Source organism: Streptomyces sp. NPDC052701 (assembly GCF_040678355.1).
In the GTDB taxonomy this organism is placed as follows: domain Bacteria; phylum Actinomycetota; class Actinomycetes; order Streptomycetales; family Streptomycetaceae; genus Streptomyces.
Map to the genome: position 1 here is coordinate 1 of NZ_JBFATO010000017.1, position 23,364 is coordinate 23,364.

Here is a 23,364-nt window from a genome sequence, read left to right on the forward strand (position 1 = left end):
TGGAACGGTGGAGGACGAAGACCATCTCGTTACCGACGGCTTGCTCAGACTCATGGAGTTACTGGCCCGGGAGGCGCCGCCGCAACGGTTCGACGCGACCGGATCCACTCCGGTCGCCGTCACACCGGCCTGCGCCGGCGCGGGGGCCGCTCGTGGACGACCGTCCCGCACCGGACGCCCGCCGGGCACCGGCGCCCGCGCCGGTGCCCGCGTCCCGCCGTCCCGTCCGGGCGATCCCCGCCGACGCCCCCGCGCACCGGGCGTCGCGGGGCGGCCGACCCCCTGCGGGGGTCAGTCCTCCTCGCGCGCCGGGACAACCACCAAGAACGCGTCCGACTTCAGATCCATGACGACCGTCGCGGGCTCGCCCTCCGCGCGCCGCGCCGCCGCGTACTCCTCCGCCGGCCACGATCCGCGCGGAGCTCCCGCAGGAAAACGCTCCAACACCTTCGCGCTCATAGCGGCAGACACCTCCATGATCGACCCGCTCGAACCGACAACTCCGTACAATCCGGCTGCCCACGATCGGGGCAAGCATGTCCGGCTGTTCGAGGTCGTGTGGCACGGGCGCCGACGCGAGGTGATGTTCCGGCCGCCGGGGCGTGAACGGCCCGGGTGTGCCGTCCGGCCCGCGTGTGCCGCGCCGCCCGGCGCTCCGCCTGGCCTTCGCGCCGCCGCGCCGGTACGGGACGCCCGGGCCGCCACGCCGCGGCACCGGCGTCCCGTACGGACGCGGGGGCCGGCGGCGGCCGCACCACGAGCGTGCCGGGCAGTACGCCGAAGGCGACGGTGAAGGCGATCCGCGCCAGGGAGGCCGCCGGGATCACGCAGCGGGCGGCGGAGGACCGCGGGCTGCCCCTCCGGGGTCCCGTGCGCTCCCGGCCTCGCACGCCCTTCCCCCACTCGTCTGCTGCGGCCGTCCGGGCGGCCCGTGGACCCCGGCGAGGGGTGCGGGCGCGAGTGGCCGTCGTCCGGTCCGGCGGTACCGGGACGCCGGCGCATCCGCGCGGCCCCCTCCCGGTGAAGTGATCCGCGGAAGGGGGGAACATGGACAGAGGGGGCACCGACACGGAAGGCCGAGGGCTGATGAACGGCGACGACCCCGCACGCGGGCTCCACTGCCTGGTGACCGGCGCCACGGGATACATCGGCGGCCGGCTCGTGCCGGAGCTGCTCGGCGCCGGCCACCGGGTGCGGTGCCTGGCCCGTTCCCCGGAGAAGCTGCGCGACCATCCGTGGGCCGGTGACGCCGAGGTGGTGCGCGGGGACGTCACGGACACCGCGTCCCTCGCCTCGGCCATGCGCGGCATCGACGTCGCCTACTACCTGGTGCACGCGCTCGGCACGGGCCGGGACTTCGAGGAGACCGACCGGCGGGCCGCGCGCACCTTCGCGGAGGCGGCGCGCGCCGCGGGCGTACGGCGCCTGGTGTACCTCGGCGGGCTCACGCCGCGGGACGTGCCCGAGCGGGACCTCTCGCCGCACCTGCGCTCCCGCGCCGAGGTGGGCCGCATCCTGCTGGGATCGGGCGTTCCGACGACCGTGCTGCGCGCCGCGATCGTCATCGGCTCGGGTTCGGCCTCCTTCGAGATGCTGCGCTACCTCACCGAACGCCTGCCGCTGATGGTGACCCCGAGCTGGGTGAGCACCCGGATCCAGCCCGTCGCCGTACGGGACGTGCTGCGCGCCCTCGTCGGCAGCGCCGGCATGCCGGACGACGTCAACCGCGCCTTCGACGTCGGCGGCCCGGACGTCCTGACGTACCGGGACATGATGGCCAGGTACGCGGTGGTCGCGGGCCTGCCGCGCCGGGTCATCGTGCCGGTCCCGGTCCTCACGCCCCGGCTGTCCAGTCACTGGGTCGGCCTGGTCACCCCGGTGCCCGCGGCCATCGCGCGGCCGCTCACCGAGTCGCTGCGCCACGAGGTGGTGTGCCGCGAGCACGACATCGCGCGGTACGTGCCCGACCCGCCGGGCCACCCGATCGGTTTCGACGAGGCCGTACGGCTGGCCCTGCGGCACGTGCGCGACGCCCGGGTCGCCACCCGGTGGTCGTCCGCCTCGGTGCCCGGCGCGCCCAGCGATCCCCTGCCCACCGACCCCGACTGGGCCGGGGGCAGCCTCTACACGGACCGGCGCGAACGGGTCGTGGACGCCTCCCCCGAGGCCCTGTGGCGGGTCATCGAGGGCATCGGCGGCGAGAACGGCTGGTACTCCTTCCCGCTGGCCTGGGCGCTGCGGGGCTGGCTGGACCGGCTGGCCGGCGGGGTCGGCCTGCGCCGCGGGCGCCGTGACGCGCAGCGGCTGCGGGTCGGGGACTCGCTGGACTTCTGGCGGGTGGAGGAGATCGAGCCGGGCCGGCTGCTGCGGCTGCGCGCGGAGATGCGGCTGCCGGGTCTGGCCTGGCTGGAGATGTACGCCGAGCCGGACGGCGAGGGCCGCACCCGGTACCGCCAGCGGGCCCTGTTCCATCCGCACGGCCTGCTGGGCCAGGCCTACTGGTGGGGCGTGTCGCCGTTCCACGCCGTCGTGTTCGGCGGCATGGCCCGCAACATCGCGCGGGCGGCGGAGCAGCCGGCCGCGTCCCCCCGGAAGAGGGAGACCGCCGGCACCGGATAGACGGCCGCGTCCGTGCCGGGCCACGGGCGGGGAGCACCGATGCCCCACCGGCCGGGAGGCACCGGTGCCCCGGCCCGGAAGGCGCCGCCGCTCCCGCCCGTCGTCGGTCCCGTCCCCGGCCTCGCCGCTCCCGCCCGCCGTAGGCCCCGTCGTCGGCCCCCCGTCGATCCCGTCCCCGGCCTCGCCGGGGGACCCGCCCGCTTCGGACGGGCTCGCGGGCGAAGGGACTGAGCTCACCGGTGGCCGGCCCCGTCCGGCCCGGGCCGGGCGCGCCGGCCGTCACCGCACGCCGGCCGTCACCGCCGGCCGGCCGGGGCCGCCGCCCCGCACGCGCCGGCCAGCACGTCGAGCGCTTCCCGCAGACTCGTCGGCCGGAACACGCCTCCCGCGGAACGCCCGGCCCAGCCAGGGCCGCCCAGCACCACCACGGGTTGCCGGCGCGCACCCTTCACGCCCCACTGCGTCCCCGCCACGTGCCGGGCGAGCGGCAGGTTCGCGGTGGAGCGGGCCTGCGCCCACAGGACGACGGCCGCCGGACCGAGGCGCTGCACCGCCGCGGCGAGCGCTTCGGCCGGTACGGCCGCGCCGAACATCCTCGTGGGCAGGGCGAGTTCGCCGAGCCCCGCGTTCAGGGCCTCCAGCGGCAGGGTGTGCTGCTCGCCGGGGACACAGGCCAGGATCACGGGCCCGGCGGGACCCCCGCCCCGCGGCACGGGCGGGCGGGTGTGGCGGCGCAGGGTGGTGGAGACGTGCCAGGACAGCAGGTGCTCGACCTCGACGTACCGGTCGCCGGAGGAGGCCCACTTGCGTCCGACGGCGTGCAGGGCCGGCACGATCACCTCCTGCCAGGCGACGGTGAGGCCGTGCTGTTCCACCGCGTCGGCCAGCTGCTCCTCGACGGCCGGGGCGTCCAGCCGTACGGCGGCCCGGGCCAGGCCGCGGCACTCCTGGCGCACGTCGCCCAGGGGCAGCGTCCCGGCGGCCCGGGAGCGCCGGCCGGCGGATGCGGCGCGGGCCGGCGCGGCGTCCGGCGGCGCGCCGCCGGAGCCCTCCTTGGCCACGCGGGCCGCCTCACCGGGCGGCACGCCCGCCGACGTCAGCCGGCACATCGTCTCCAGCACCGCCACGTCCCGCGGTGACCAGCGCCGGTGCCGGCCGCCGGCGCGGACCGCCGGGCCGATGCCGTACCTGCGGTCCCAGGAGCGCAAGGTGGTGGGCGACACACCCAGGCGGCGGGCGACCGCACCGGTCGTCAGACCCGTGCCGGCGCCCGGGACGGCGGCCGGCGCGGACCCCGGTCCGGGGGCTTCCACGCCTGTGGGCTCGGCCATGGGGCGACTCTACGGCACCGTTCGACGCAGAACCGATGCGAGTTGAGGCGCTCGCGCCCACGCCCGGACGATGGCGGCACCGGGGCACCACCCCGCCGGCCCGACACGTGAGGAGCCGCCGCCATGAGCCCGCCCGCGGTGCGCCGCCCGCCCGAGGAGCCGCTCACCGACGAGGACCTGGCGCGGGGCCTGGCCGCGGGCGATCCGGCCTGCCTCGCCGCCGCGTACGACCGCTGGTCGGCGCTCGTCCACACCCTGGCCCGGCGCTCGCTCGGGGACGCCGCGGAGGCGGAGGACGTCACCCAGCAGGTGTTCCTCGGCGTGTGGCGCGGACGGGCCGGCTACCGGCCCGAGCGGGGCACGGTCGGCGGGTGGATCGTCGGGATCACCCGGCACCGGATCGCCGACGCACTGTCCGCGCGGACCCGCCGCTGCGACCTGCTCGCCGCGGCCGGATCCGACCTGGTGCTCGCCGACTCCGCCGCGTCGCCCGAGGCCGTCCTCGACCGCGCGCTGGTCCGGCAGGAGCTCGCCCGGCTCCCGGCGCCCCAGCGGCAGGTCCTGCACCTGGCCTTCTACGAGGACCTGTCGCAGACCCAGATCGCGGAACGCACCGGCTGGCCCCTGGGCACGGTCAAGAGCCACGCGCGGCGCGGGTTGCGCCGGCTGCGCGGCTGCCTGCGGAACGGATGAGCCGGAGGGAGCGCGCCCGGTGCATCCGCGCACCCGCCGGCACCGGGGCGCGCTTCGCCGCCGTACCCGTGCCGCGGGAGGGACGCCGCCGGCCCACGCCACGGTGGCCCGGGCGCCGGGAGCGCACGTTCCGGCCGCCGTGCCGCCCGCCGGGCTGCGGGAACCGCGCCGCACGGCCGGAGGCGGTGGGGCTACGGCGCGTACGTGTACGGCGTCGTCGTGGCCAGCGCGGCGAAGCCGAGGCGTTCGAGGATCGGGCGGCTCCGGCCGGAGGCGTCGACCTGGAGGTAGCGGTAGCCGCGCGCCTCGGCGACGCGGGCCCGGTGGGCCACCAGGGCCCGGTAGACGCCCCGGCCGCGCCACGCCTCGACGGTGCCGCCGCCCCACAGCCCGGCGAACCGGGTGCCCGGCACGAGTTCCATGCGGGCCGCGCTCACCGGCTCGTCGCCGGCGAGGGCCACGACCGCGACGAGGGTGCCGGGCCCGGCCGCGAGCCGGGCGAGGAGCCGGTGGCGCAGCAAGGAGCTGTCCGTGCCGAACGCCTTCTCGTGGACGTCGGCGAGCAGACCGACACCCGCCCGGTCGGTGACGGGCAGGATGCGGATGCCCTCGGGTGGTTCGGCGTCGAGGCCGGGGCCGGTGACCTCGCCGACCATCAGCGTCTCCGCCGGTCCGGGCCGGAACCCGGCCGCGACGAGGCGCCGTGCGAGGCCGGCCGGCCGGTCGTGCCCGTACAGCTTCCACTCGAACTCGCGGCCGAGCCCGGTGAAGTACGCGACCTGCTCGGCGATCGCCGCGTCCGCGCCCGCCTCGTCCAGGGCGGACCACACGATCCCGTTCCAGCCGTGCTCGGAGGCGACCTGGCGCACCACGTCCCCCGTCCGCTCGATCCGCGCGCCGGGTCCGTCGGGCCGCGCCTGCCGGCGCAGGTCCCGGTCGACGAGGGCGAGCACCGCGGCGTGGTCCATGGGCCCACTCCAGCACGCCCCCGCCGACCGGGCAACGGTTTTACGGCCCGGTCGGACCGGCTGTCCGGACAGCGCGGTCCTAGGCTGCTCGCAGACCGCCACGTCGCGAGGAGGGCCGTACGCCATGGTCGTGAAGGACGCCGAGCTGCCGTATCTGCGCCGCTGTGTGGAGCTGGCGGCCGAGGCCCTGGAGGCCGGGGACGAACCGTTCGGGTCGGTGCTGGTGGGCGGGGACGGGACCGTGCTCGGCGAGGACCACAACCGGGTGACCTCCGGCGACCGCACCCGGCATCCCGAGTTCGAGCTGGCCCGCTGGTCGGCCACCCACCTGACCCCCGTGGAACGGGCGGCGGCGACGGTCTACACCTCCGGCGAGCACTGCCCGATGTGCGCGGCCGCGCACGCCTGGGTGGGTCTCGGACGCATCGTGTACGTCGCCTCCTCCGCGCACCTCGCGGGCTGGCTGGCCGATCTGGGGGTGCCCGCGCCGCCGGTGCGGACGCTCCCGGTCCAGGAGGTGGCGCCCGGCGTGACCGTGGAGGGCCCGGTGCCGGAGCTGGTGGAGCAGGTGCGCGCGCTGCACGTCCGGTTCCACGGCGGGCACGCCTGACCGACGGACGGCCGGGGCCGCCACGCCGCCCGGCCGCCCCAGGCGCAGGGCCGAACGGGCGGTGCCCACGATCGGTGGGACCGGACGGGGCCACGTCCCGGCCTCCCCGCCGGTCCCGGCGTCCGCCGTGAGCCGCCGGATCGACGCCGTGGAGGCGGGCGCCGGCGACGTCGCCCGCCTCCTGGTGCAGACCCCGCGCCGGCCCGACGCGAGCCGGCTGCCGTTCCACGCGCCGTGCCGGCGGCGCGGTCCCGACGTGCCCGCGACACCGGCCGAGGCGCCGCGCCGGCCGGCACCGTCCACGGCGCCGACGAGGAAGGCCGGGCCACGGGGGCCCGGCAGTGGTGCCGCTGACGGCCGTGGTGCGGGCGGACGCGCGAGGAGCCGCGCCCGGCCAGGACCGGCCCCCACCGGCGAAGCGGCCGGTGGGGAGCCGTGGGGCCCGCCCGGGCCGACCGCCCCCGCGCCGTCCGCCGGCCGCCGCTCGGCCCTCAGTCGGCCGTCCCCCGGCCGTCCGGCCGCGGGCGGAAGCGCCGGCGGAGCACCACGCCGCCCGCGACCAGCGCCGCGCTCACCGCGAGGGCGGGCACCGTCCGGTCCGCTCCGGTGTGGGCGAGGGAGCCCGCCGCCGGCCTCTCGGTGTGCGGGGCGGGCCGCGGTGCCGGGTGCGCCGTGGGCGGCACCGACGGCTTCGGCGCCGGCCGCTCGGGGGCCTGAGGCCGGTCGGGGGCCTGGGGCCGGTCGGGCCGGTCGCCGCCGGGCGTGTTCACGGAGTCGTTGCCGGCGGATCCGTTGCCGACACCGACGACGTTCACGCTGTTCCCGCTGACGTTCACCGGGAGATCGACGGGCAGCTGCACGCCGTTGCCGGAGAGCACGCCCGGGGAGCCCTCTCCCAGCCCCTCGGCGGCCGCTTCGCCGGACCGGCCGTCCCGGTCGCCCGCCTGGTCCCGGTTCGCGCACGCGTTGCCCGCCGCGGGGTTGAGGAGCCCCGCCACGTCCACGGTGTTCCCGCACACGTTCACCGGGACGTGCACCGGGAGCTGGATGGTGTTGCCGGAGACCAGCCCGGGCGAGCCGGCCGCGGAGCCGTCCGCCGAGGAGCCGGCGTACGCCTGCCCTGCCACGGCCATCGCGCCCGAGGCGGCGACGACGGCGATCAAACCGTTTCGGGTAACCCGTCCCATAGGTTCCCTGCCTTCCAGAGATGTCGCGGGCGCTCGCCCGCACCGGATAGAACGCGGGCGGACCATCGGAGTTATGGCTCATCCGTCTTTCACTCCATCGAGCGGCCCGTTCGTCGAACTGGCGGTAAAGAACGTCATACGCGCGGCCGGGGCGGGCGGGCCCGGCGGCCGGCCGGGTCCCGGTCGTCCGGAGGCGCGGCCCACGGGGTCCGCTTATGGTGGGCGAGGGCGCCGGTTCCCGGTCCGCTGTGGGGCGCCCTGGAGGCATCCATGCTGGCCAAGTTCGCAAAGCGGCCCTCGGTCCGGCGCGGCGCGGTCACGGCCGCGGTCACACTGGCCGTGTTCGGTGCGGGACTGTCGGCCACCGACGACGCCCGATCCGGCCTGACCCGTTTCTACCGCCAGGAGATCCGGTGGTCGGCGTGCGAGGGCGTGGACATGCCGAAGGATCTGCAGTGCGGCAAGGTCACCGTCCCGCTCGACTACGCCCGGCCCGAGGCGGGCACCCTCGACCTGGCGCTGGCCCGCTACCGGGCCACGGGCTCCTCGCGCGGCTCGGTGCTGCTGAACTTCGGCGGCCCCGGCGGCTCGGGGGTGAGCGAACTCGCCGCCGGCGGCGACGACTTCATGGAGCTGACGGACGGCTACGACGTGGTGTCCTTCGACCCCCGCGGTGTCGGCCGGTCCTCGCCGGTCAGCTGCGGCGAGAACACCGACGCGACCCTGGCGGTGACGGCCGGCGGCGCCGAGGCCGGCGATCCGCGGACCGTGCTCGCACGGCTGCGCGAGGCGGCCGACGAGTGCGCCGAGCACTCCGGGCCCGTCCTGCGGCACATCGGCACCGTGAACGCCTCGCGCGACCTGGACGTGATCCGCCAGGCGCTCGGCGACAAGCGGCTCAACTACCTCGGCTTCTCCTACGGCACCCGGCTCGGCGCGGTGTACGCGGCCCAGTTCCCCGACCGGGTGGGCCGGTTCGCGCTGGACGGCGTGGACACGCTGACGGAACCGCTGTCCGAGCAGGGCATGGCGAGCGCGCGGGGGCAGCAGACCGCCCTGGAGAGCTTCCTGACCTGGTGCGCGAAGGACATCGCCTGCCCCTTCGGGCAGGATCCGCGCGACGCGCGCGAGCAGGTGGTCCGGCTGGTCCGCTCGCTCGACGAGAACCCGGTGCCGACGGACTTCGGCAACGAGTTCTCCGGCCAGGACCTGGCCGGCGCCATCGGGCAGGCCCTCTACAGCCGGGAGATGTGGCCCTCGCTGGAGCGGGCCCTCGCCCGGCTGCTGGAGGACGGCGAGACCCACGCGGTCGAGGCCTTCGCGACGGGCGGTGTGACGCTCCCGCCGCGGCAGGACCCCGACGGCGGCCTCGTGGACCAGGAGGACATCCCCCTGGACAACCTTCCGGCGGCCCTGATGGCGGTCAACTGCGCGGACGACCCCGACCGCCCCACCGCCGCGCAGATCGAGAGGGACCTCGGCCGGCTGCGCGCCGCCTACGAGGAGGCGTCACCGGTCTTCGGCCGGTACCGGCTCACACAGGTGCTGATGTGCCACGGCCGCCCGAAGGGCACCGACTTCATCCGCACGGAGGTCAAGGACCTCGACACGCCGAAGATGCTGCTGGTCGGCACACGCGGGGACCCCGCCACGCCGTACCACTGGACGGAGCAGACCGCGAAGCGGCTCGGCCCGTCGGCGGTGGTGCTGGACAACCGGGGCGAGGGCCACACCGGGTACGCCTCCTCCGAGTGCGTGCACCGCAAGATCGACGACTTCCTCCTCTACGGCGGCCTGCCGCCGAACGGCAGCTCCTGCGGCTCGGACCACGACGACGGCTGAGGCCCCGGCCCGCCCCCGCTCCACACCCGCCGACGGCCCCCGCGCCCGCGATCGCGCCGCCCCGGGCTCCGCCCTTCCCTCGGGAGGGGGGATCCACCCGGGCGCCCCACACCCCGCTCGGCCCTGTGGTGCTGTCGTGGAGCACGGCCTCGGCCCCGCCGCCCCCGCCGGGCTGTGCCGCCCGCTCCCCCGCCCGGCGGTGTCCGTGCCGGCCGCCGACCACGTCACGCCGTGGCCGGGGACCGGCGCCGACGCCCGGTCCGTCCCGGACGGCACGCCGGGGGACGCGGACGGGAACGCGGGCGTGCCGCGGTGCCGACACGAGGACGTCCCTGACGCAGCGTGACCGAGGCGCAGGACACGACGGGGGAACACCAGAGCGCCGAACCTCTGCCCGAGCGCGACACCGGCACCTCCGGCCGTCCGTCAAGTCGCGTACAGTACCTACGACTTGATGCACACGGCCGGGTAGCCGGAAGGCAGTCCCGGAGTCACTCCAGGAAGACTGTGGCATATGCCGGAAGCATCGCCTTATCGTGTGTTGCCAAATCCCTTACAGGGCGTCGCGGGCTGTGCCACAGTCGTAACGGTCCCTCCGCCCGCCTTGGCCCCACCGTCCCCGCATCGGAGTGCGTCATGCCGCCCCATCTCTCCGCGGACCGCCCAGCCGCCCAGCCGCCAGGGCGCGGCTCGGTCGACGCGCTGCTGTCGCAGACGCGGCGGCTCAAGGGCGACGTGGACGCCGTACGGCGGGACGCGCAGGGCGACGGATCGGACCCGCGGGAACGGTGGCAGCGCGCGCTGTGCGACCTGGCACTGCACCAACTCGACGACATCGACCAGCACTTGGCGCAACTGCGGGACGACCCGCCGCCCGGGACCGCTCCCGCCGGACCCCGGCCCGGCTCCTTGCTCACCCGGGTCGGCACCGCGGAGTGGAACCTGCTCACCGATGAGGCCGACTGGTCCGGGGAGCTGTACCGGATCCTGGGCCGCGACCCCGCCACTCCCCCGCTCACCCTCGACGAACTGCCCTCGCTGGTGCTCGACGAGGACCGGGGGAAGCTGACGGCGATGGTCACGCACTGCCTCGTCGACGCCCGGCCCATCGACGGGGAGTTCCGCGTGGTGCGCCCGGGCGGCGGGACGCGGACCGTGCACATGATGGGCGAACCGGTGCTCGACGCCGACGGCAGCACGGCCTCGATGTGGGCCGTGCTGCGGGACGTCAGCGAACTGCGCCGCAGTCAGGCGGCGGTGAGCGAGACCCGTGACTCGCTCACCCGCCACCGGCCCGCCGGGCGGACCGGGCACCGGTCCGCGGCCGGGCCGCGGGAGGCCGTGCCGTCGTGGCACGGCTCCCTGCGGCTCCCGCACCGCGGTCCGCGCACCCTCGACCTCGCGGCCCACCACCTGCCGGCGACGGCGAGCCCGCTCATCGGCGGCTGGTACGACGCGCTCGAACTGCCCGACGGGGACGTCCTGCTCAGCCTCGGCGACCTGACCGGGCACGGCGTGGGCGTGACCCCGGACCTGACGATGCTGCTCGGCGCGGTGCGCGGCATGGCGATGGCGGGCACCCGGCCCGGGCAGCTGATGGCGTGGCTCAACCAACTGGTGGACGCCGCCGAGGAACCGGCCCTGGGCAGCGCCGTCTGCTGCCGCTACCGGCCCGGCACCCACACCCTGGTGTGGGCCCGGGCGGGACACCCCGCCCCGCTGCTGTTCCGCGACGGGACGGGACGGGTGCTGAGCGCACCGCAGGGCGTCCTGCTCGGCGCCACCACGGGCGGCGCCTACGGACAGGCCGAGGAGACCCTGCGGGCGGGCGACCTGCTGCTCCTGCACACCGACGGACTGGTGTCCGGGCAGGGCGGGACCGAGGCCGTGGACTCCCTCCTCGCTCTCGCCCCCCGCCTCACCGGGGCGCGGACCGCACAGGACTGCGTGCGGACGGTCGTCGAGGAGTTCGGCGCGGACGAGCGCGAGGACGCCGCCTGCGTACTGGTCGTCAGGGTGACGTCGTAAGGGGCACCGGGGTGGCCTCGGACGGGGCCGTGCCCGTGCCCCTACGCCGGTGCGGTGCCGCCGCCCTTGGCCCTGCTCTTCGGCAGGGCCAGTTTGATCTCCTCCCGCAGCTCCTGGATCTTCGGGTAGCCGGCGTACTCGGCGGTGAGCCGGTACATCTGGCGCAGCCGGTCCCAGGTGCGCAGCGAGGAGTTGGAGCCCATCGACACCAGGGCCAGCCGGGCGTACCGGTCGGCCTGTTCGGGGTCGTCGGCGATGAAGCAGGCGGAGGCCATGGACAGGTAGTCGAAGATCTTCGACCGCTGCCGGCCGTCGATCCGCAGGGCGAGGGCCTTCTCCGCGTAGTGCTGCGCGTGCACGGCCGCGTCGGGCTCGAACTCCGCCAGCGTGCGGTAGGACAGGGCCTGCATGCCGTACAGGTCCGCCTCGTCGAACAGCTGCATCCAGCTCGGCGGCGGTACGTCGCCCTTGTCGGAGACGAAGAGGTCCTCCGCCTGTCCCAGGGTGCGGCGCATCGCCTGGCCCTTGCCCATGGAGGCCTGCGCCCAGGCCTCGACGGTGTAGAGCATGGCCCTGGTGCGCGGCAGCACCTCGTCGCCGGAACCGGACTGGGCCAGCTTCATCAGGTCCAGGGCGTCGTCCGGCCGGCCCAGGTGCACCATCTGGCGGGCCGCCCGGGAGAGCGCCTCGCCGGCCCGGGGCCGGTCGCCGCCCTCTCTCGCCGCGTGGGCGGCGATGACGAAGTACTTCTGGGCCGTGGGCTCCAGGCCGACGTCGTGCGACATCCAGCCCGCGAGGACGGCGAGGTTGGCGGCGACGCCCCACAGGCGCCGCTGGAGGTGGGGTGGGTGCCGGTAGGCGAGCATGCCGCCCACCTCGTTGAGCTGGCCCACCACGGCCTTGCGCTGGAGTCCGCCGCCGCGGGCGGCGTCCCAGGCGCGGAACACCTCCACCGAGCGCTCCAGCTCCTCGATCTCCTGCGACCCGATGGGGGCGGCCTCGTAGCGGTCGAACCCGACGGGGTCGGCGTGCAGGGGACGGGGGAGGTCGGAAGCGTCGGCAGTCAGGGCAGGGTCGGTGTGCAGCCAGTCGTGCATGGCGCTGCTGAGTGCGGATCCCGCGGCGAGCGCCGCGCCCGCGCCCACCAAGCCGCGTCGGTTGAGCATGAGGTCCATTCCCGTGAATTCGGTGAGGACCGCGGCGGTCCGCTCGGGCGCCCACGGCACTCCGTCGGGAGGCTCCGCGCTCCCGCCGCCCTGCCGTTTCCCCGCACGCCCGTGCCGGACCAGACCGAGGTCCTCGATGGTCACGACACGGCCGAGACGCTCGGTGAACAGAGCCGCCAGCACCCGCGGCACCGGATCGCGCGGGATCTCCCCCGTGTCGATCCACCGCCGCACCCGGGAGGTGTCGGTCGCCAGCTGGGGGTGGCCCATGGCCGCCGCCTGCTTGTTGACCAGTCTCGCGAGTTCGCCCTTGGACCAGCCGGCCAGGCCGAACAGGTCCGCGAGCCGGGTATTGGGTTGTCCGCTCACGTCAAGCCCCCAGGTTCTCGGCTGAGTTGACAGTAGCCCGGCCGGACTTGCCGGGCGACTATTCGCCAGGGTTCGCCAGGGTTCGCCAGATGGTGTGCCACCGGCCGTCGGGTGTCAGGTAGGAAAGCGCCACCCCGCCCCGGCCGCCGCAGGGACATTCCCCAGGGTGCCCCCGGGCGGCCGGGCCGGGTGGTGCGATGACGTCGCAGGCACACGAAGGGATCTGTATCGCCCATGTACGCAGCATCGTCCTCCGTGTCCGCCCCGCCCCGGCCGCTGCGTCCCCGTCCCACGGACAGCGGCCCGTACCTCGCCCCCGCACGCCCGGCGGCGCCCGCGCTCGGCACGGGCAGACCGCGGCGCGCCGCGGGGCCCGGCGCCCAACCGCTCAGCGGGAGACTCGACTTGTCCGGCCCCCAGGGCGCCCAGCTGCGCACGGCGATCGCGGCGGTGCACCGGATCTGTCCGGAGTTCGCTCCGGTGCAGGTGCTCCGCCGCAGCGGACGCTCCGTGCTCCTGGTCGGTACGACCGGACGCAGCACGGCAGTCGCCAAGTGCTTACTGGACCACTCTCCCGCGTGGTCCGAGCGGATCCGCCACGAGATAGCTGCCTACCGCACGTTCGTCCGGCACCGCCCTCCGGTACGGGCGCCCCGGCTGATCGCGGCGGACCCGGACAACTGCACCCTCGTGATCGAGCGGATGCCCGGACGTATGGCGGCACTCCAGCGGCACCCGGCGGAGGCCCCGCCGCGGGCGGACATCAGAGCCGCGCTCGGCGCGATCTGCCGGCTCAACGCCTGGCGTCCGCCGGCGGGCGCGTTCGCCGCGCCGCTGGACTACGCGGCGCGGATCTCCCGGTACCACGAGCTGGGCCTGCTCACCGACCGGGACATGGGCGATCTGCAGAAACTGCTGCACGGCATCGCGCAGGCGGCCGGGCGGCACGGCATGGGCCAGTTCTGCCACGGCGACGCGCTTCTGTCGAACCTCCTGCTCTCACCGGCCGGTCCAGTGCTGGTGGACTGGGAGCACGCGGGCTGGTACCTGCCGGGCTACGACCTGGCGACGCTGTGGGCGGTGCTCGGGGACGCGCCGGTGGCCCGGCGGCAGATCAGCCAGATCGCGCAGTCGGCGGGTCCGGCCTCCCGTGACGCCTTCCTGGTGAACCTGATGCTCGTGCTGACCCGTGAGATCCGTACCTACGAGACCGCCCTGCAGCGTTCGATGCACGACGCGGCCCCGGCGGCACCGGGGACGGCCCACCACGGTGCTGTGCCGTCCGGTGAGGAACAGCGGCTGCTGCTGCGGCGGCTGCACGACGACTGCCACCTGGCCCGACGGGCCGTGCGCGCGGCGGTCGGGACTCGCTGACGGGGACGGAGGTCCGCGGTGCGCCCGGACGAGGGCGCGCCGCGGACGTTCGTGTGCGCGCGGGTGCCGCGGCACCCGCCCGGCCTCCGACGACGTGGCAGATCCCGCCGCGGTGGGCATGATTGACGGATCGTCGGCTCACAGGAGGACGCAGTGCGAGGATCCGCTCCCGGCACCAGACGTATGCGTACCGCCGGCACCGTGGCCGCGGTCGCGCTGCTGTTCCCGCTGCTCGGCGCGGCCCCGCCCGAGGCGCGACCGGACGGCCTCCAGCAGGCGTTCGCCGCCGCGGCAGCCGAGTACCGGGTCCCGCAGAGCGTGCTGCTCGGGGTCTCCTACCTGCAGTCCCGCTGGGACACGCACGGCGGTGCCCCGAGTGTGACCGGCGGCTACGGCCCGATGCACCTCACCGACGCCCGCACCGCCCTCGCCGCGGCCGGGCACCACGCCGACGGCACGGAGGACCCGCGCGGCGACGACGCCCGCCCGCTGCCGCGCCCCGCGGCGAAGCCGCCGCTGACCGGCGTGCTCCCGGCCCGCCTGACCACCCTGCCGAAGGCGGCCCGACTGACCGGCCTGGACCCCGAGCGGCTGCGCACCGACCCGGCCGCGAACGTGGCGGGCGGCGCGGCGCTGCTGGCCGCGGCCCAGCGGGAGCTGGGCGAGCCGCCGAGTCCCGATCCCGCCGACTGGTACGGGGCGGTGGCCCGCTTCTCGGGCGCGGACGACAGCGCGACGGCGGCGGCGTACGCCGACGGCGTGTACGACGTGATCCGCGGCGGCGAGGAGCGCACCACGGACGCCGGGGAGCGGATCTCCCTGCCTGCCCGGCCGGATGTCGTTCCCGACACCGCGCAGCTGCGGCGCACCGGGCTGCGCACGGCCTCCGCCGCGGGCACCGAGTGCCCCGCGTCGGTGTCCTGCGAGTGGATCCCGGCACCGTACGAGCAGTTCGGGGACGGCGACTACGGCAACCACGACCTGGGGAACCGGCCCGCTTCGCAGTCGATCGAGTACATCGTCGTCCACGACACCGAGGGCACCTGGGAGGGCGTCCTGGACATGGTCCAGGACCCCGCCTACGTGTCGTGGAACTACAGCCTGCGCTCCACGGACGGCCACATCGCCCAGCACGTGAGGGCGAAGGACGTGGCCTGGCACGCGGGCAACTGGTACGTCAACGCCAAGTCGATCGGTCTGGAGCACGAGGGTTTCCTCGCGGACCCGGACGCCTGGTACACGGAGGCCATGTACCGGTCGTCGGCGCGGCTGGTGACGTACCTCGCCGGGAAGTACGGCGTCCCGCTGGACCGGCAGCACATCATCGGCCACGACAACGTGCCCGGGCCGACCGCCCCGGCCGTCCCCGGCATGCACACCGACCCGGGTCCGTACTGGGACTGGCGGCACTACTTCGAGCTGCTGGGCCGCCCCTTCGAACGGGGCGCGGGCCGTAACAGCGGCGTGGTGACGATCCGTCCGGACTACACCGCCAACCGGCCGGTGTTCACGGGCTGCGCCGGCAGCGGCGAGCCGTGCCCGGTGCACGGTTCGAGCGCGGTACGGCTGTACTCCGACCACGACGAGAACGCGCCCCTGATCACGGACGCGGGCCTGGGCACCCCGCCCAAGACCGGGGTGAACGACCTGTCCTCACGGGTCTCCACCGGTCAGCAGTTCGCGGTCGCCGGCCGGTGGAGGGACTGGACGGCCATCTGGTACCTGGGCGAGAAGGCCTGGTTCCGCAACCCGGAGCGGCGGCCCACGGCGGTGCCCGCCAGGGGCCGGGTCGTGACCCCGAGGGACGGCCTGGACAGCGTCCCGGTGTACGGCCGCGCCTACCCGGAGGCGTCCGCCTACCCGGCGGGCGTGCCCGCCCAGGCGGTGTCCCCGCTGCCGTACAGGCTGCTCAAGGGACAGCGGTACGTCGTGGGCGGCACGGTGCGCGGCGAGTACTACTACGCGGTGTCCTTCGACCCGGCCTCGCACCGGGTCGTGGTCGGCGAGGACCTGTACCACTCGATCCAGTTCGGTCACCGCGTGGCGTTCGTGCGGGCGGCGGACGTACGGGTGGAGCCGTCGGCCGCGCGGCCGTGACCCGCTTCGGGCCGGGCCCCCGCCGGGGTCCGGCCCGGCCGCCCGGGGCTCAGTCCTGCTGGAACAGCTCCGCGGGCAGCGGCTTGAGCAGGGCGTACAGGTCGTCGGTGATGGGGCGGTCCCAGGCGGCGATGGTCACCAGGACGTTGTCGCTGCGGTCGAACTGCACGCAGGAGATCCGGCTCTCGGAGAGCTTGACGCGGCGCACGATCAGCAGGTTGTCGCCCTGCATCACCGGCGCGTCCTCGGTGCCGACGACGGTCACCTCCTCGTCGTTCTCCAGCGCCAGCAGCAGCTGGGCGACCTCGAAGGGGACCTGGCCCTCGGGGACGTCGCGGGCCGGGGAGCCCTCCGGCAGATTGCCGATGATCATCGCGGGACCGCGGCCGCCGAACAGGTCGTAGCGCAGGAAGACGCCCTGGCAGGTGCCGTCGGGGGCGGGCAGCAGCCCGGCGCCCAGGTTGCCGGGCCAGTCGCCCGGGTCCATGGCCAGTACGTCGAAGTCGGGCCCGGCGGGAGTGGCACTGCGGCGGCGGAGGAACGACATGCCGCCATGGTACGTGCCCGGACCTGCCGTGTGCCGGTCGGGCGGCACCCCCCGTTCGCCTGCGCGGTCCTCCTGCGCCGTTCGTGGTGGCGGACCGTCCCGACCCGGTTTCCGCGGGACGGCCCGCGCCGCTCCCGGCGGGGTGCTCCATGAGGAAGTACCGCACGTGGCGCGGCACGTGGCAGGCGCGCGGCCACCGCCGGCCGGGGCTCGCGCGGAAGGCGGTCACGGCCTGGGCGAGGACGGCCACCGGCTCGCCCGCGCCGTACACGGGCCCCGCTCCACGGCGGCCCCGGCGCCCCGCGCCCAGGCCGGGACGGGGACGGCCGGCGGGCGGGCGGCCGCTTCGCCCAGGCACCGGCGCCCTCGGGTACCGGCGGCAGGCGGGCCGCGTCGGCGGGGCCCGGCTCGCCGCGGGGCGCACGGCGCGGGCGAACGGGGCGCGGACGGGGGCGCGCGGCTCCCGGACGGCGGCCGGCCTCGCGGTCCTGACCGTCCGCAGCCGCGTCAGACGCTGACCATCACCCCGCCTCCGAGCGCGGGTGCGAGGGCCCGACGGTCCCGGCCCGGGCGAAGCGGCCGGCGGTGCCGGACGCCGGACCCCGGTCCGCTCGAAGACGGCCATCGACAGGCTGACCGCCCGGCGCGAGGTCCACCTGCGGGAAAAGACGCTGGGGAGGATGCTCCACGAGATCTCCGGGCGGGCGCAGGAGGTCCTGGGCGTCGGCGTCGAGGACCTGGACTTCGCCGGGCGCCGCTGCCCGGCCAGGACGAAGGGCGCCGGACGAACGCCCGCCGCCGCGGCCAGGTGCGCGAGGAGCACGTGCTGGAAGCCGTGCACTGGGACGCCGGCGCCGCCCGGCGGTGCGGCCGAACCGCCTACGGACGCCAAGGGGTCGTCGGCGTACTGGCTGGTGTCGGTGCTGTTCCTGGTGTGGGCGTGGCGGGGGAACCGCCGCGGGCTGCGGAGCCGAGGCGGGTGTGCGTTGCCCGCCTGACGCGGGGAGAGGAGGTGACTGGGCACCTGCCCCATCGCTCGCAGGGCCTCCGTTCCCGTTTCCGGTGGTGCCGCCCGGGGTGTTCGGCATGTATTTCCCCCCGACCAGCTGGTGGCCCAAGTCCTTGTGTGCGGAGGGAGACCATCGAGGAGCTCCTGCGCCGCGGAAGCGTCTGCGCCTCCTGCTTCCCGGTGCTACTCGTCGTTCCTCGTGTCCGGATCGCGCTGGGGCCGCAGGCCGCCGGACAGGTCCGGGAGGTGGAACGAGCAGCGGCCCAGCAGGTCGATGTGGTGCCGCACGAACGGTGAAACGAAGGTTTCCTGAAGGCTGTCAGGGCCGGATCATGCTTGGGGTCTCACTCCCCAGGCAGCTCAGCGCCTGCATGGCCTCGCGCTCCATACGTGAGAGATCGCCGAGGACCGAGCCGGCCTGGACGAGGCACTGCGCATCGCCCGATTCACCGGCCTTCTTGATCAGTGCTGCCACTTCCGTCCACAGGGTGGCTGCCTCGGTGTACAGCGTGTGGCCGGTGCGCAGGTGGCTGCTGTCGAGCAGATCGGTGCATTCGGCGAGGAAGTCGCGGTAGAGGTTGCGGAACAGGGCGCCGCCGGTGCCGGCCTTCTCCATCAGAAGGGCGGCCTGTGGCAGGTCTCGCTGCGGGTTGTCGGTGCGCTGGAGCCATGTGCGTACCAGCTTGCCGGCCTTCTCGATGCCGCGGTGACCGAGGTTGGCGATGGGCGGGTTGAGGAAGGCGTCGGCGCAGGCAGTGATGGCGGGGACGATCCGCCCGTGTGGGGCGGGCAGGTTTCCCGGAGCAGTGAGGGTGAAGGACCGGTGCTTGGCGGTCATCGGGCCGCGCGCGGCCCTGGCCCGGGCGAGACTGGTCAGGCTGGTGGAGACCGCTCCGCCTTGCTGGTCGGTGTCCACCAGGTAGGCCTTGTGGTCGTCGTAGCCGTACATGGCGACGACGTGGCCGCCGAAGTGGGCCTTCGAGTCGAAGTAGTCCAGGTGGTAGCTGTCGAGCTGGAGTCCGACGGGGCGGCCGGCGTCGATGGAGGCCGCCACGCTGTCCCATGCCTTGCGCGGGGATGTGGTCTCCTGGACCAGGAGCTCCAGCCCGAGCCTGGTGGCCAGGTTCCTGGTGAGGTCGAAGGGCTTGACCCGTCCCCCGAGGAAGGGGAAGCCCATGTTCTTGGCGTCCCAGTAGATGAAGGACAGACCGGAGCCGAGGCCGAACAGCATGGGCTCGGACAGATCAAGTCCTTGGTGCCGCAGCAGCACCCCCAGGGCTGTCGTCTCGCAGTGCTGCGTGCCGCGGGCATCGATGCCTATTACCGTGGTCATGCCGTGCTCTCCTGGACGGGGATGGTCACTCGGGTCATCGGTTCTTCTCGCGGTGCCTCTGCCGGTCCGACGGGACACGCCTCGCGTAACGGGTGCTTGTGGGCGCGGTCCCTGCTCGTGGATGGCGGCGAAGAGCGCGTCGCAGACCAGGGGAAGTTGCCCGCAGGACCCGATGCGCGTGGTCTCGGCAACGAGTCCACCGGGCAGCACCTCGAATTTTGGGCCCGGCACGCCTTCCCCCTGCTGGGTCTGTGCTCCGACGGTAGTCTCCATCCGCTCTTCCAGGTCCAGCGGGTACAGCCCCCCTCCCGCAGCGGCGGCTCCCCTGCGATGTCCCGGCAGATGGGCGGCGGTGGCGGGGGCGGCATGGCGACCCGCGGTCCCGGCGAGACGAAGATCGAGACCGACCGGCGACAGATCCACGAGCGGATGGCCGGACTCCGCCGCGAGATCGCCCAGTTGAAGGCCGGACGGGACGTCAAGCGCGGGGAGCGGCGGCGCAACAGGGTGCTGTCGGTCGCGCTCGCGGGGTACGCCAACGCCGGCAAGTCCTCCCTGCTGAACCGGCTCACCGGTGCCGGAGTGCTGGTGGAGAACGCGCTGTTCGCCACCCTGGACACCACCGTGCGCCGCGCGGAGACCCCGAGCGGCCGCCCCTACACCATCGCCGACACCGTCGGCTTTGTACGGCACCTTCCGCACCACCTCGTCGAGGCGTTCCGCTCGACCATCGACGAGGCGGCGGACGCGCACCGGGTGCTGCACGTGGTGGACGGCTCGCACCCCGAACCGGAGGCGCAACTCGCCTCCCTGGCGGCCGCTCTGCGGGCCTTCCCCCAGCCGTGACCCGGGCGGGGGGACCGCAGGAGGGATCGGCTCTCCCGCCCGGTTCCGGCCGGACCGGTTGCCGGTGCAGCTTCGTACCACCTACGATGCCCCCATGGGTTCCCTGTGATCGGCACGTGTGGTCCGCGAGGGTGTGGGACGTCGAGCCTGGCTCCGTCACCGCACTCGGCCGTGCACGCCTGAGAAGACGGACGCGCTGCGATTTCTTCGTCATGCGCTGTTTCCGCCGGACGGAACCGCTCCCGACGGTGCGGGTTCCCGACCGACTGCGTTTTCCGACGGTCTGCTGTGTGCGCGGCGACATCACTCGACCCACATCAGGAGGACTCCCACGTGTCGACAGCGCAACTCGCTCTGCATGACATCACCAAGCGTTACCAGGACCACGTCGTACTCGACCGGGTCGGCTTCACCATCAAGCCGGGCGAGAAGGTCGGTGTCATCGGGGACAACGGATCCGGCAAGTCCACGTTGATCAAGCTCATCGCCGGGCAGGAACAGCCGGACAACGGTGCGCTGACGGTGGTCGCGCCCGGTGGCGTCGGCTATCTGGCCCAGACACTGGAACTGCCGCTGGACGCCACGGTCCAGGACGCCGTCGATCTGGCCCTGGCCGACCTGCGGGAGCTGGAGGAGGCCATGCGCCGGACCGAGGCCGAGCTGGCCGAACGGCCCCACCAGGCGGGCCGGGACGCCGAACTCACCGGCCTCCTGGAGAGGTACGCCGCGCTGGTGGACCGGTACCAGGCCCGCGGCGGCTACGAGGCCGACTCCCGCGTGGAGATCGCGCTGCACGGGCTCGGGCTGCCCGGGTTGGAACGCGGCCGGCGGCTGGGCACCCTGTCCGGCGGCGAGCGCTCGCGCCTCGCCCTGGCGGCGACGCTGGCCTCGGAACCCGAACTGCTGCTGCTGGACGAGCCGACCAACGACCTGGACGACCGGGCCGTGGGCTGGCTGGAGGAACACCTGCGCAAGCACCGCGGCACGGTTGTGGCGGTCACCCACGACCGGCTCTTCCTCGACCGGCTCACCACCACGATCCTGGAGATCGACTCCGGCAAGGTGATGCGCTACGGCAACGGCTACGAGGGCTACCTGGCGGCCAAGGCGGCGGAACGGCAGCGCAGGCTGCTGGAGTACGAGCAGTGGCGCGCCGAACTGGACCGCAGCCGCGAGCTGATCGCGTCCAACGTGGCACGCCTGGACGCCATCCCGCGCAAGCTGCCCTTCGCCGTCTTCGGCGCCGGACAGTTCCGGATGCGCGGGCGGGGCCACGGGGCGATGGTGCGGATCCGCAACGCCAAGGAACGGGTCGCGCGGCTGACCGAGAACCCGGTCGCACCGCCGCCCGAGCCGCTCACCTTCACAGCGGAGATCACCACCGAGGCCGCGCAGCCTCAGGAGACGGTGGCCGAACTCACCGGCGTCCGGGTCGGCGACCGGCTCAGCGTCGACTCCCTGCGCCTCGGGCCCGGTGAACGGCTGCTGATCACCGGCCCCAACGGGGCGGGCAAGACGACGCTGCTGCGGGTGCTCTCCGGGGAGCTGGCACCCGACAGCGGATCGGTGCGGGTGTCGGGCCGGGTGGGACACCTGCGGCAGGATCAGACGCCGTGGCAGGAGGGGATGACGGTGCTTGAGGCGTTCAGCAGCGGACGGGCCGGCGGCATCGACGAGCACACCGAGGCGCTGCTCTCCCTCGGGCTGTTCAGCCCGGACGACCTTCGCCAGCGTGTGCAGGACCTGTCGTACGGGCAGCGGCGCCGCATCGAACTCGCCCGGCTGGTGACCGAGCCGGTCGACCTGCTGCTGCTGGACGAGCCCACCAACCACCTCTCGCCCGCGCTCGTCGAGGAACTGGAGGAGGCGCTGACCGGTTATCAGGGCACGGTCGTCGTCGTCACCCACGACCGGCGCATGCGGTCCCGCTTCGACGGCGCCCATCTGAGGCTGCGGGACGGGCACGTCGCCGAGGCCGTGCATCGAAAGTGAATCCTGCCCCATGAATGATCGTGCTTCACGGGGCGGGGAGATCTCACCGATGAGCAGGGGGCGGTGCTGGAGCCGTTGCCACCGAAGGGAGTGAAGGCGGGGCGACCGCCCGTATGGCCCCGGCGGCAGCTGATCAACGGCATACGGTCCGGGGTCCGGACCGGTGTTCCGTGGCGGGACGTGCCCGTCGAGTACGGGCCGTGGGGCCGGATCCACGACTTGTTCCGCCGGTGGCGGCGGGACGGCATCCGGCACCAGGCCCTCACCCGGCTCCGGTCCCCGGCCGGCGCGAAGGGTGCGATCGGACGGGACCTGAGCGTCGGCTCCGCGTGTGCCGTGCCCATCAGCATGCGGCCGGGGCCCGGAAGCGGGGTGACCCGCAGAAGGAACCACCGGGCGGTATCTTCACCGAACCCCGTGATCACGGACGGGGGCGCTCGCGCGGCGGGTCCTCCCCCACCCCACCCCCTACCTCCACCGACGCACCGCAGACCGCATCGGAACAAACCAGCAACACACCAGGTCAGGCGCCATCCCGCATCCCCCCCGAGCGTCAATCGGCGTCGTGTCCGCCGGGGACGCATGGCTGCGACCGGTGCACGGTGGCGGTGTCCGACTCCGGTACGTCAGTCCCTGCGGTCCGCCGCGGAGGCGAAGCCCAGCCAGGTGTGGCGGTTGCCCCACCAGCACCAGCCGACCTTCGGGGCGTTGCGTCTTTCGCGGCCGTCCCGGCCGGTGCCGTTGCTGATCCAGATCGCGGGGGTGCGGGCGTCGTACGTGCCGTTCAGCTTGCGCAGCCGGGAGCCGATGGTCATGAAGCAGCGGTTGCGCTCGAGGGCCGCCGGCTGCTGGAGCACCCAGTGGATGCCTTCGGTGAGCAGCAGCGGGGTGCGGTCCTCCTTGGTGAGCGCGGGCAGTGCTTCCTCCGGGCTCCAGTTGGCCATGTGGTCGCCCCGGTCGACGCCGGTGACCACGTAGAGCGGGGAATCGGGCAGGTCGATCCCATGGGGCGTGAAGCGGTCGACGTCGGGCATGTCGGTGACGACGAAGCCGGGCTTGTCGCCGTGGCGGAGCAGCGGGGCGAGGACCGAGGCGGGAATGCGGTCGGGGTGGACGGCCAGCAGGGTGTCACCGCCCTCGTTCCGGTGTCGCCCGGCGAAGGCGCGCACTTCCTCGGCCGGTATCCCGGCGTGCGTGTGCAGTCCCAGCTCGATCAGGCGTTCCGCCTGGGCGGGCAGCGACGGCACGGGGGGCACGGGGGCGGACTGGGTGTCGGGCAATGCATGCTCCTTGCCGGGGCGGACGGGGCTGGATCCGTGCGGGCCGGGGGCGGGCCGCTCGAAGTCGGCCGCT

16 protein-coding genes and 3 pseudogenes are annotated in these 23,364 nt (G+C 74.7%); 11 read left to right on the forward strand and 8 right to left on the reverse strand.

The genetic code is table 11. The features are described from left to right. Window positions 1-291: 291 nt before the first annotated feature. Window positions 292-459: a hypothetical protein gene (locus AB0L29_RS20240; RefSeq protein WP_365828996.1), complete on the reverse strand. Its 168-nt coding sequence runs from the start codon at window positions 457-459 to the stop codon at window positions 292-294. 627 nt (window positions 460-1,086) lie between these two features. Here AB0L29_RS20240 and AB0L29_RS20245 point away from each other — a divergent pair. Then, complete coding sequence (locus AB0L29_RS20245; protein WP_365829210.1) at window positions 1,087-2,619, forward strand: SDR family oxidoreductase; 1,533 nt, start codon at window positions 1,087-1,089, stop codon at window positions 2,617-2,619. A 296-nt stretch (window positions 2,620-2,915) separates the two neighbouring features. Here AB0L29_RS20245 and AB0L29_RS20250 read toward each other — a convergent pair whose 3' ends face one another. Next, a complete protein-coding gene (locus AB0L29_RS20250) occupies window positions 2,916-3,950 on the reverse strand; it encodes a MerR family transcriptional regulator (RefSeq protein ID WP_365828998.1) in 1,035 nt (344 codons plus the stop codon). Between the two features lie 123 nt (window positions 3,951-4,073). Between AB0L29_RS20250 and AB0L29_RS20255 the strand changes: the two genes are divergently transcribed. After that, window positions 4,074-4,643, forward strand: a complete 570-nt coding sequence (locus AB0L29_RS20255) for a sigma-70 family RNA polymerase sigma factor (protein WP_365829000.1) — start codon at window positions 4,074-4,076, stop codon at window positions 4,641-4,643. A 191-nt stretch (window positions 4,644-4,834) separates the two neighbouring features. Here the strand turns inward: AB0L29_RS20255 and AB0L29_RS20260 are convergent, their stop codons facing one another. Beyond that, window positions 4,835-5,611 carry a GNAT family N-acetyltransferase gene (locus AB0L29_RS20260; protein ID WP_365829002.1) on the reverse strand — a complete coding sequence of 259 codons (777 nt, stop codon included), beginning with the start codon at window positions 5,609-5,611 and terminating at the stop codon, window positions 4,835-4,837. 124 nt (window positions 5,612-5,735) lie between these two features. On the opposite strand from AB0L29_RS20260, the gene AB0L29_RS20265 reads away from it, so the two are divergent. Further along, window positions 5,736-6,221: a nucleoside deaminase gene (locus tag AB0L29_RS20265; protein ID WP_365829004.1), complete on the forward strand. Its 486-nt coding sequence runs from the start codon at window positions 5,736-5,738 to the stop codon at window positions 6,219-6,221. 491 nt (window positions 6,222-6,712) lie between these two features. On the opposite strand, the gene AB0L29_RS20270 is transcribed toward AB0L29_RS20265, so the two are convergent. Next, a complete protein-coding gene (locus AB0L29_RS20270; RefSeq protein WP_365829006.1) occupies window positions 6,713-7,408 on the reverse strand; it encodes a chaplin family protein in 696 nt (231 codons plus the stop codon). A 270-nt stretch (window positions 7,409-7,678) separates the two neighbouring features. Between AB0L29_RS20270 and AB0L29_RS20275 the strand changes: the two genes are divergently transcribed. Both AB0L29_RS20275 and AB0L29_RS20280 read left to right on the forward strand, forming a co-directional pair. Continuing rightward, on the forward strand, window positions 7,679-9,250 hold the full coding sequence (locus AB0L29_RS20275; RefSeq protein ID WP_365829008.1) for an alpha/beta hydrolase: 1,572 nt from the start codon (window positions 7,679-7,681) through the stop codon (window positions 9,248-9,250). A gap of 636 nt (window positions 9,251-9,886) precedes the next feature. Further along, window positions 9,887-11,278, forward strand: a complete 1,392-nt coding sequence (locus AB0L29_RS20280) for a SpoIIE family protein phosphatase (protein ID WP_365829010.1) — start codon at window positions 9,887-9,889, stop codon at window positions 11,276-11,278. A gap of 41 nt (window positions 11,279-11,319) precedes the next feature. On the opposite strand, the gene AB0L29_RS20285 is transcribed toward AB0L29_RS20280, so the two are convergent. Next, window positions 11,320-12,813: a hypothetical protein gene (locus AB0L29_RS20285; RefSeq protein ID WP_365829012.1), complete on the reverse strand. Its 1,494-nt coding sequence runs from the start codon at window positions 12,811-12,813 to the stop codon at window positions 11,320-11,322. A 234-nt stretch (window positions 12,814-13,047) separates the two neighbouring features. Here AB0L29_RS20285 and AB0L29_RS20290 point away from each other — a divergent pair, with 234 nt between their 5' ends. Beyond that, the gene (locus AB0L29_RS20290; protein WP_365829014.1) at window positions 13,048-14,187 is read left to right on the forward strand and encodes an aminoglycoside phosphotransferase family protein; all 1,140 of its coding nucleotides are present in this window, start codon (window positions 13,048-13,050) and stop codon (window positions 14,185-14,187) included. Window positions 14,188-14,370: 183 nt separating this feature from the next. Beyond that, window positions 14,371-16,284: an N-acetylmuramoyl-L-alanine amidase gene (locus tag AB0L29_RS20295; RefSeq protein ID WP_365829211.1), complete on the forward strand. Its 1,914-nt coding sequence runs from the start codon at window positions 14,371-14,373 to the stop codon at window positions 16,282-16,284. Between the two features lie 49 nt (window positions 16,285-16,333). Here the strand turns inward: AB0L29_RS20295 and AB0L29_RS20300 are convergent, their stop codons facing one another. Continuing rightward, window positions 16,334-16,831, reverse strand: coding sequence for a hypothetical protein (locus tag AB0L29_RS20300; RefSeq protein ID WP_365829016.1), 498 nt, complete (start codon window positions 16,829-16,831; stop codon window positions 16,334-16,336). A gap of 531 nt (window positions 16,832-17,362) precedes the next feature. Here AB0L29_RS20300 and AB0L29_RS20305 point away from each other — a divergent pair. Continuing rightward, a pseudogene (locus AB0L29_RS20305) lies at window positions 17,363-17,693 on the forward strand (site-specific integrase); the annotation flags it as partial. A gap of 466 nt (window positions 17,694-18,159) precedes the next feature. Here AB0L29_RS20305 and AB0L29_RS20310 read toward each other — a convergent pair. Beyond that, window positions 18,160-19,173 (reverse strand): BtrH N-terminal domain-containing protein, encoded by a 1,014-nt coding sequence (locus AB0L29_RS20310; RefSeq protein WP_365829018.1) that lies wholly within the window; start codon window positions 19,171-19,173, stop codon window positions 18,160-18,162. A 327-nt stretch (window positions 19,174-19,500) separates the two neighbouring features. On the opposite strand from AB0L29_RS20310, the pseudogene AB0L29_RS20315 reads away from it, so the two are divergent. From AB0L29_RS20315 to AB0L29_RS20325, 3 genes and pseudogenes are all read left to right on the forward strand, one after another. Further along, a pseudogene (locus AB0L29_RS20315) lies at window positions 19,501-19,986 on the forward strand (GTPase); the annotation flags it as partial. Between the two features lie 366 nt (window positions 19,987-20,352). Then, a complete protein-coding gene (car(A), locus tag AB0L29_RS20320; protein WP_365829020.1) occupies window positions 20,353-22,011 on the forward strand; it encodes an ABC-F type ribosomal protection protein Car(A) in 1,659 nt (552 codons plus the stop codon). A 90-nt stretch (window positions 22,012-22,101) separates the two neighbouring features. Beyond that, window positions 22,102-22,209 (forward strand): annotated as a pseudogene (locus AB0L29_RS20325) (transposase); the annotation flags it as partial. A 428-nt stretch (window positions 22,210-22,637) separates the two neighbouring features. On the opposite strand, the gene AB0L29_RS20330 reads toward AB0L29_RS20325, so the two are convergent. Continuing rightward, on the reverse strand, window positions 22,638-23,291 hold the full coding sequence (locus AB0L29_RS20330) for a DUF5701 family protein (protein ID WP_365829212.1): 654 nt from the start codon (window positions 23,289-23,291) through the stop codon (window positions 22,638-22,640). Between the last annotated feature and the right edge of the window lie 73 nt (window positions 23,292-23,364).

Coding starts and splice junctions, on each gene's coding strand:
- AB0L29_RS20240 (WP_365828996.1), bottom strand. CDS start 459: ATGAGCGCGAAGGTGTTGGAGCGTTTTCCTGCGGGAGCTCCGCGCGGA.
- AB0L29_RS20245 (WP_365829210.1), top strand. CDS start 1,087: ATGAACGGCGACGACCCCGCACGCGGGCTCCACTGCCTGGTGACCGGC.
- AB0L29_RS20250 (WP_365828998.1), bottom strand. CDS start 3,950: ATGGCCGAGCCCACAGGCGTGGAAGCCCCCGGACCGGGGTCCGCGCCG.
- AB0L29_RS20255 (WP_365829000.1), top strand. CDS start 4,074: ATGAGCCCGCCCGCGGTGCGCCGCCCGCCCGAGGAGCCGCTCACCGAC.
- AB0L29_RS20260 (WP_365829002.1), bottom strand. CDS start 5,611: ATGGACCACGCCGCGGTGCTCGCCCTCGTCGACCGGGACCTGCGCCGG.
- AB0L29_RS20265 (WP_365829004.1), top strand. CDS start 5,736: ATGGTCGTGAAGGACGCCGAGCTGCCGTATCTGCGCCGCTGTGTGGAG.
- AB0L29_RS20270 (WP_365829006.1), bottom strand. CDS start 7,408: ATGGGACGGGTTACCCGAAACGGTTTGATCGCCGTCGTCGCCGCCTCG.
- AB0L29_RS20275 (WP_365829008.1), top strand. CDS start 7,679: ATGCTGGCCAAGTTCGCAAAGCGGCCCTCGGTCCGGCGCGGCGCGGTC.
- AB0L29_RS20280 (WP_365829010.1), top strand. CDS start 9,887: ATGCCGCCCCATCTCTCCGCGGACCGCCCAGCCGCCCAGCCGCCAGGG.
- AB0L29_RS20290 (WP_365829014.1), top strand. CDS start 13,048: ATGTACGCAGCATCGTCCTCCGTGTCCGCCCCGCCCCGGCCGCTGCGT.
- AB0L29_RS20295 (WP_365829211.1), top strand. CDS start 14,371: ATGCGTACCGCCGGCACCGTGGCCGCGGTCGCGCTGCTGTTCCCGCTG.
- AB0L29_RS20300 (WP_365829016.1), bottom strand. CDS start 16,831: ATGTCGTTCCTCCGCCGCCGCAGTGCCACTCCCGCCGGGCCCGACTTC.
- AB0L29_RS20310 (WP_365829018.1), bottom strand. CDS start 19,173: ATGACCACGGTAATAGGCATCGATGCCCGCGGCACGCAGCACTGCGAG.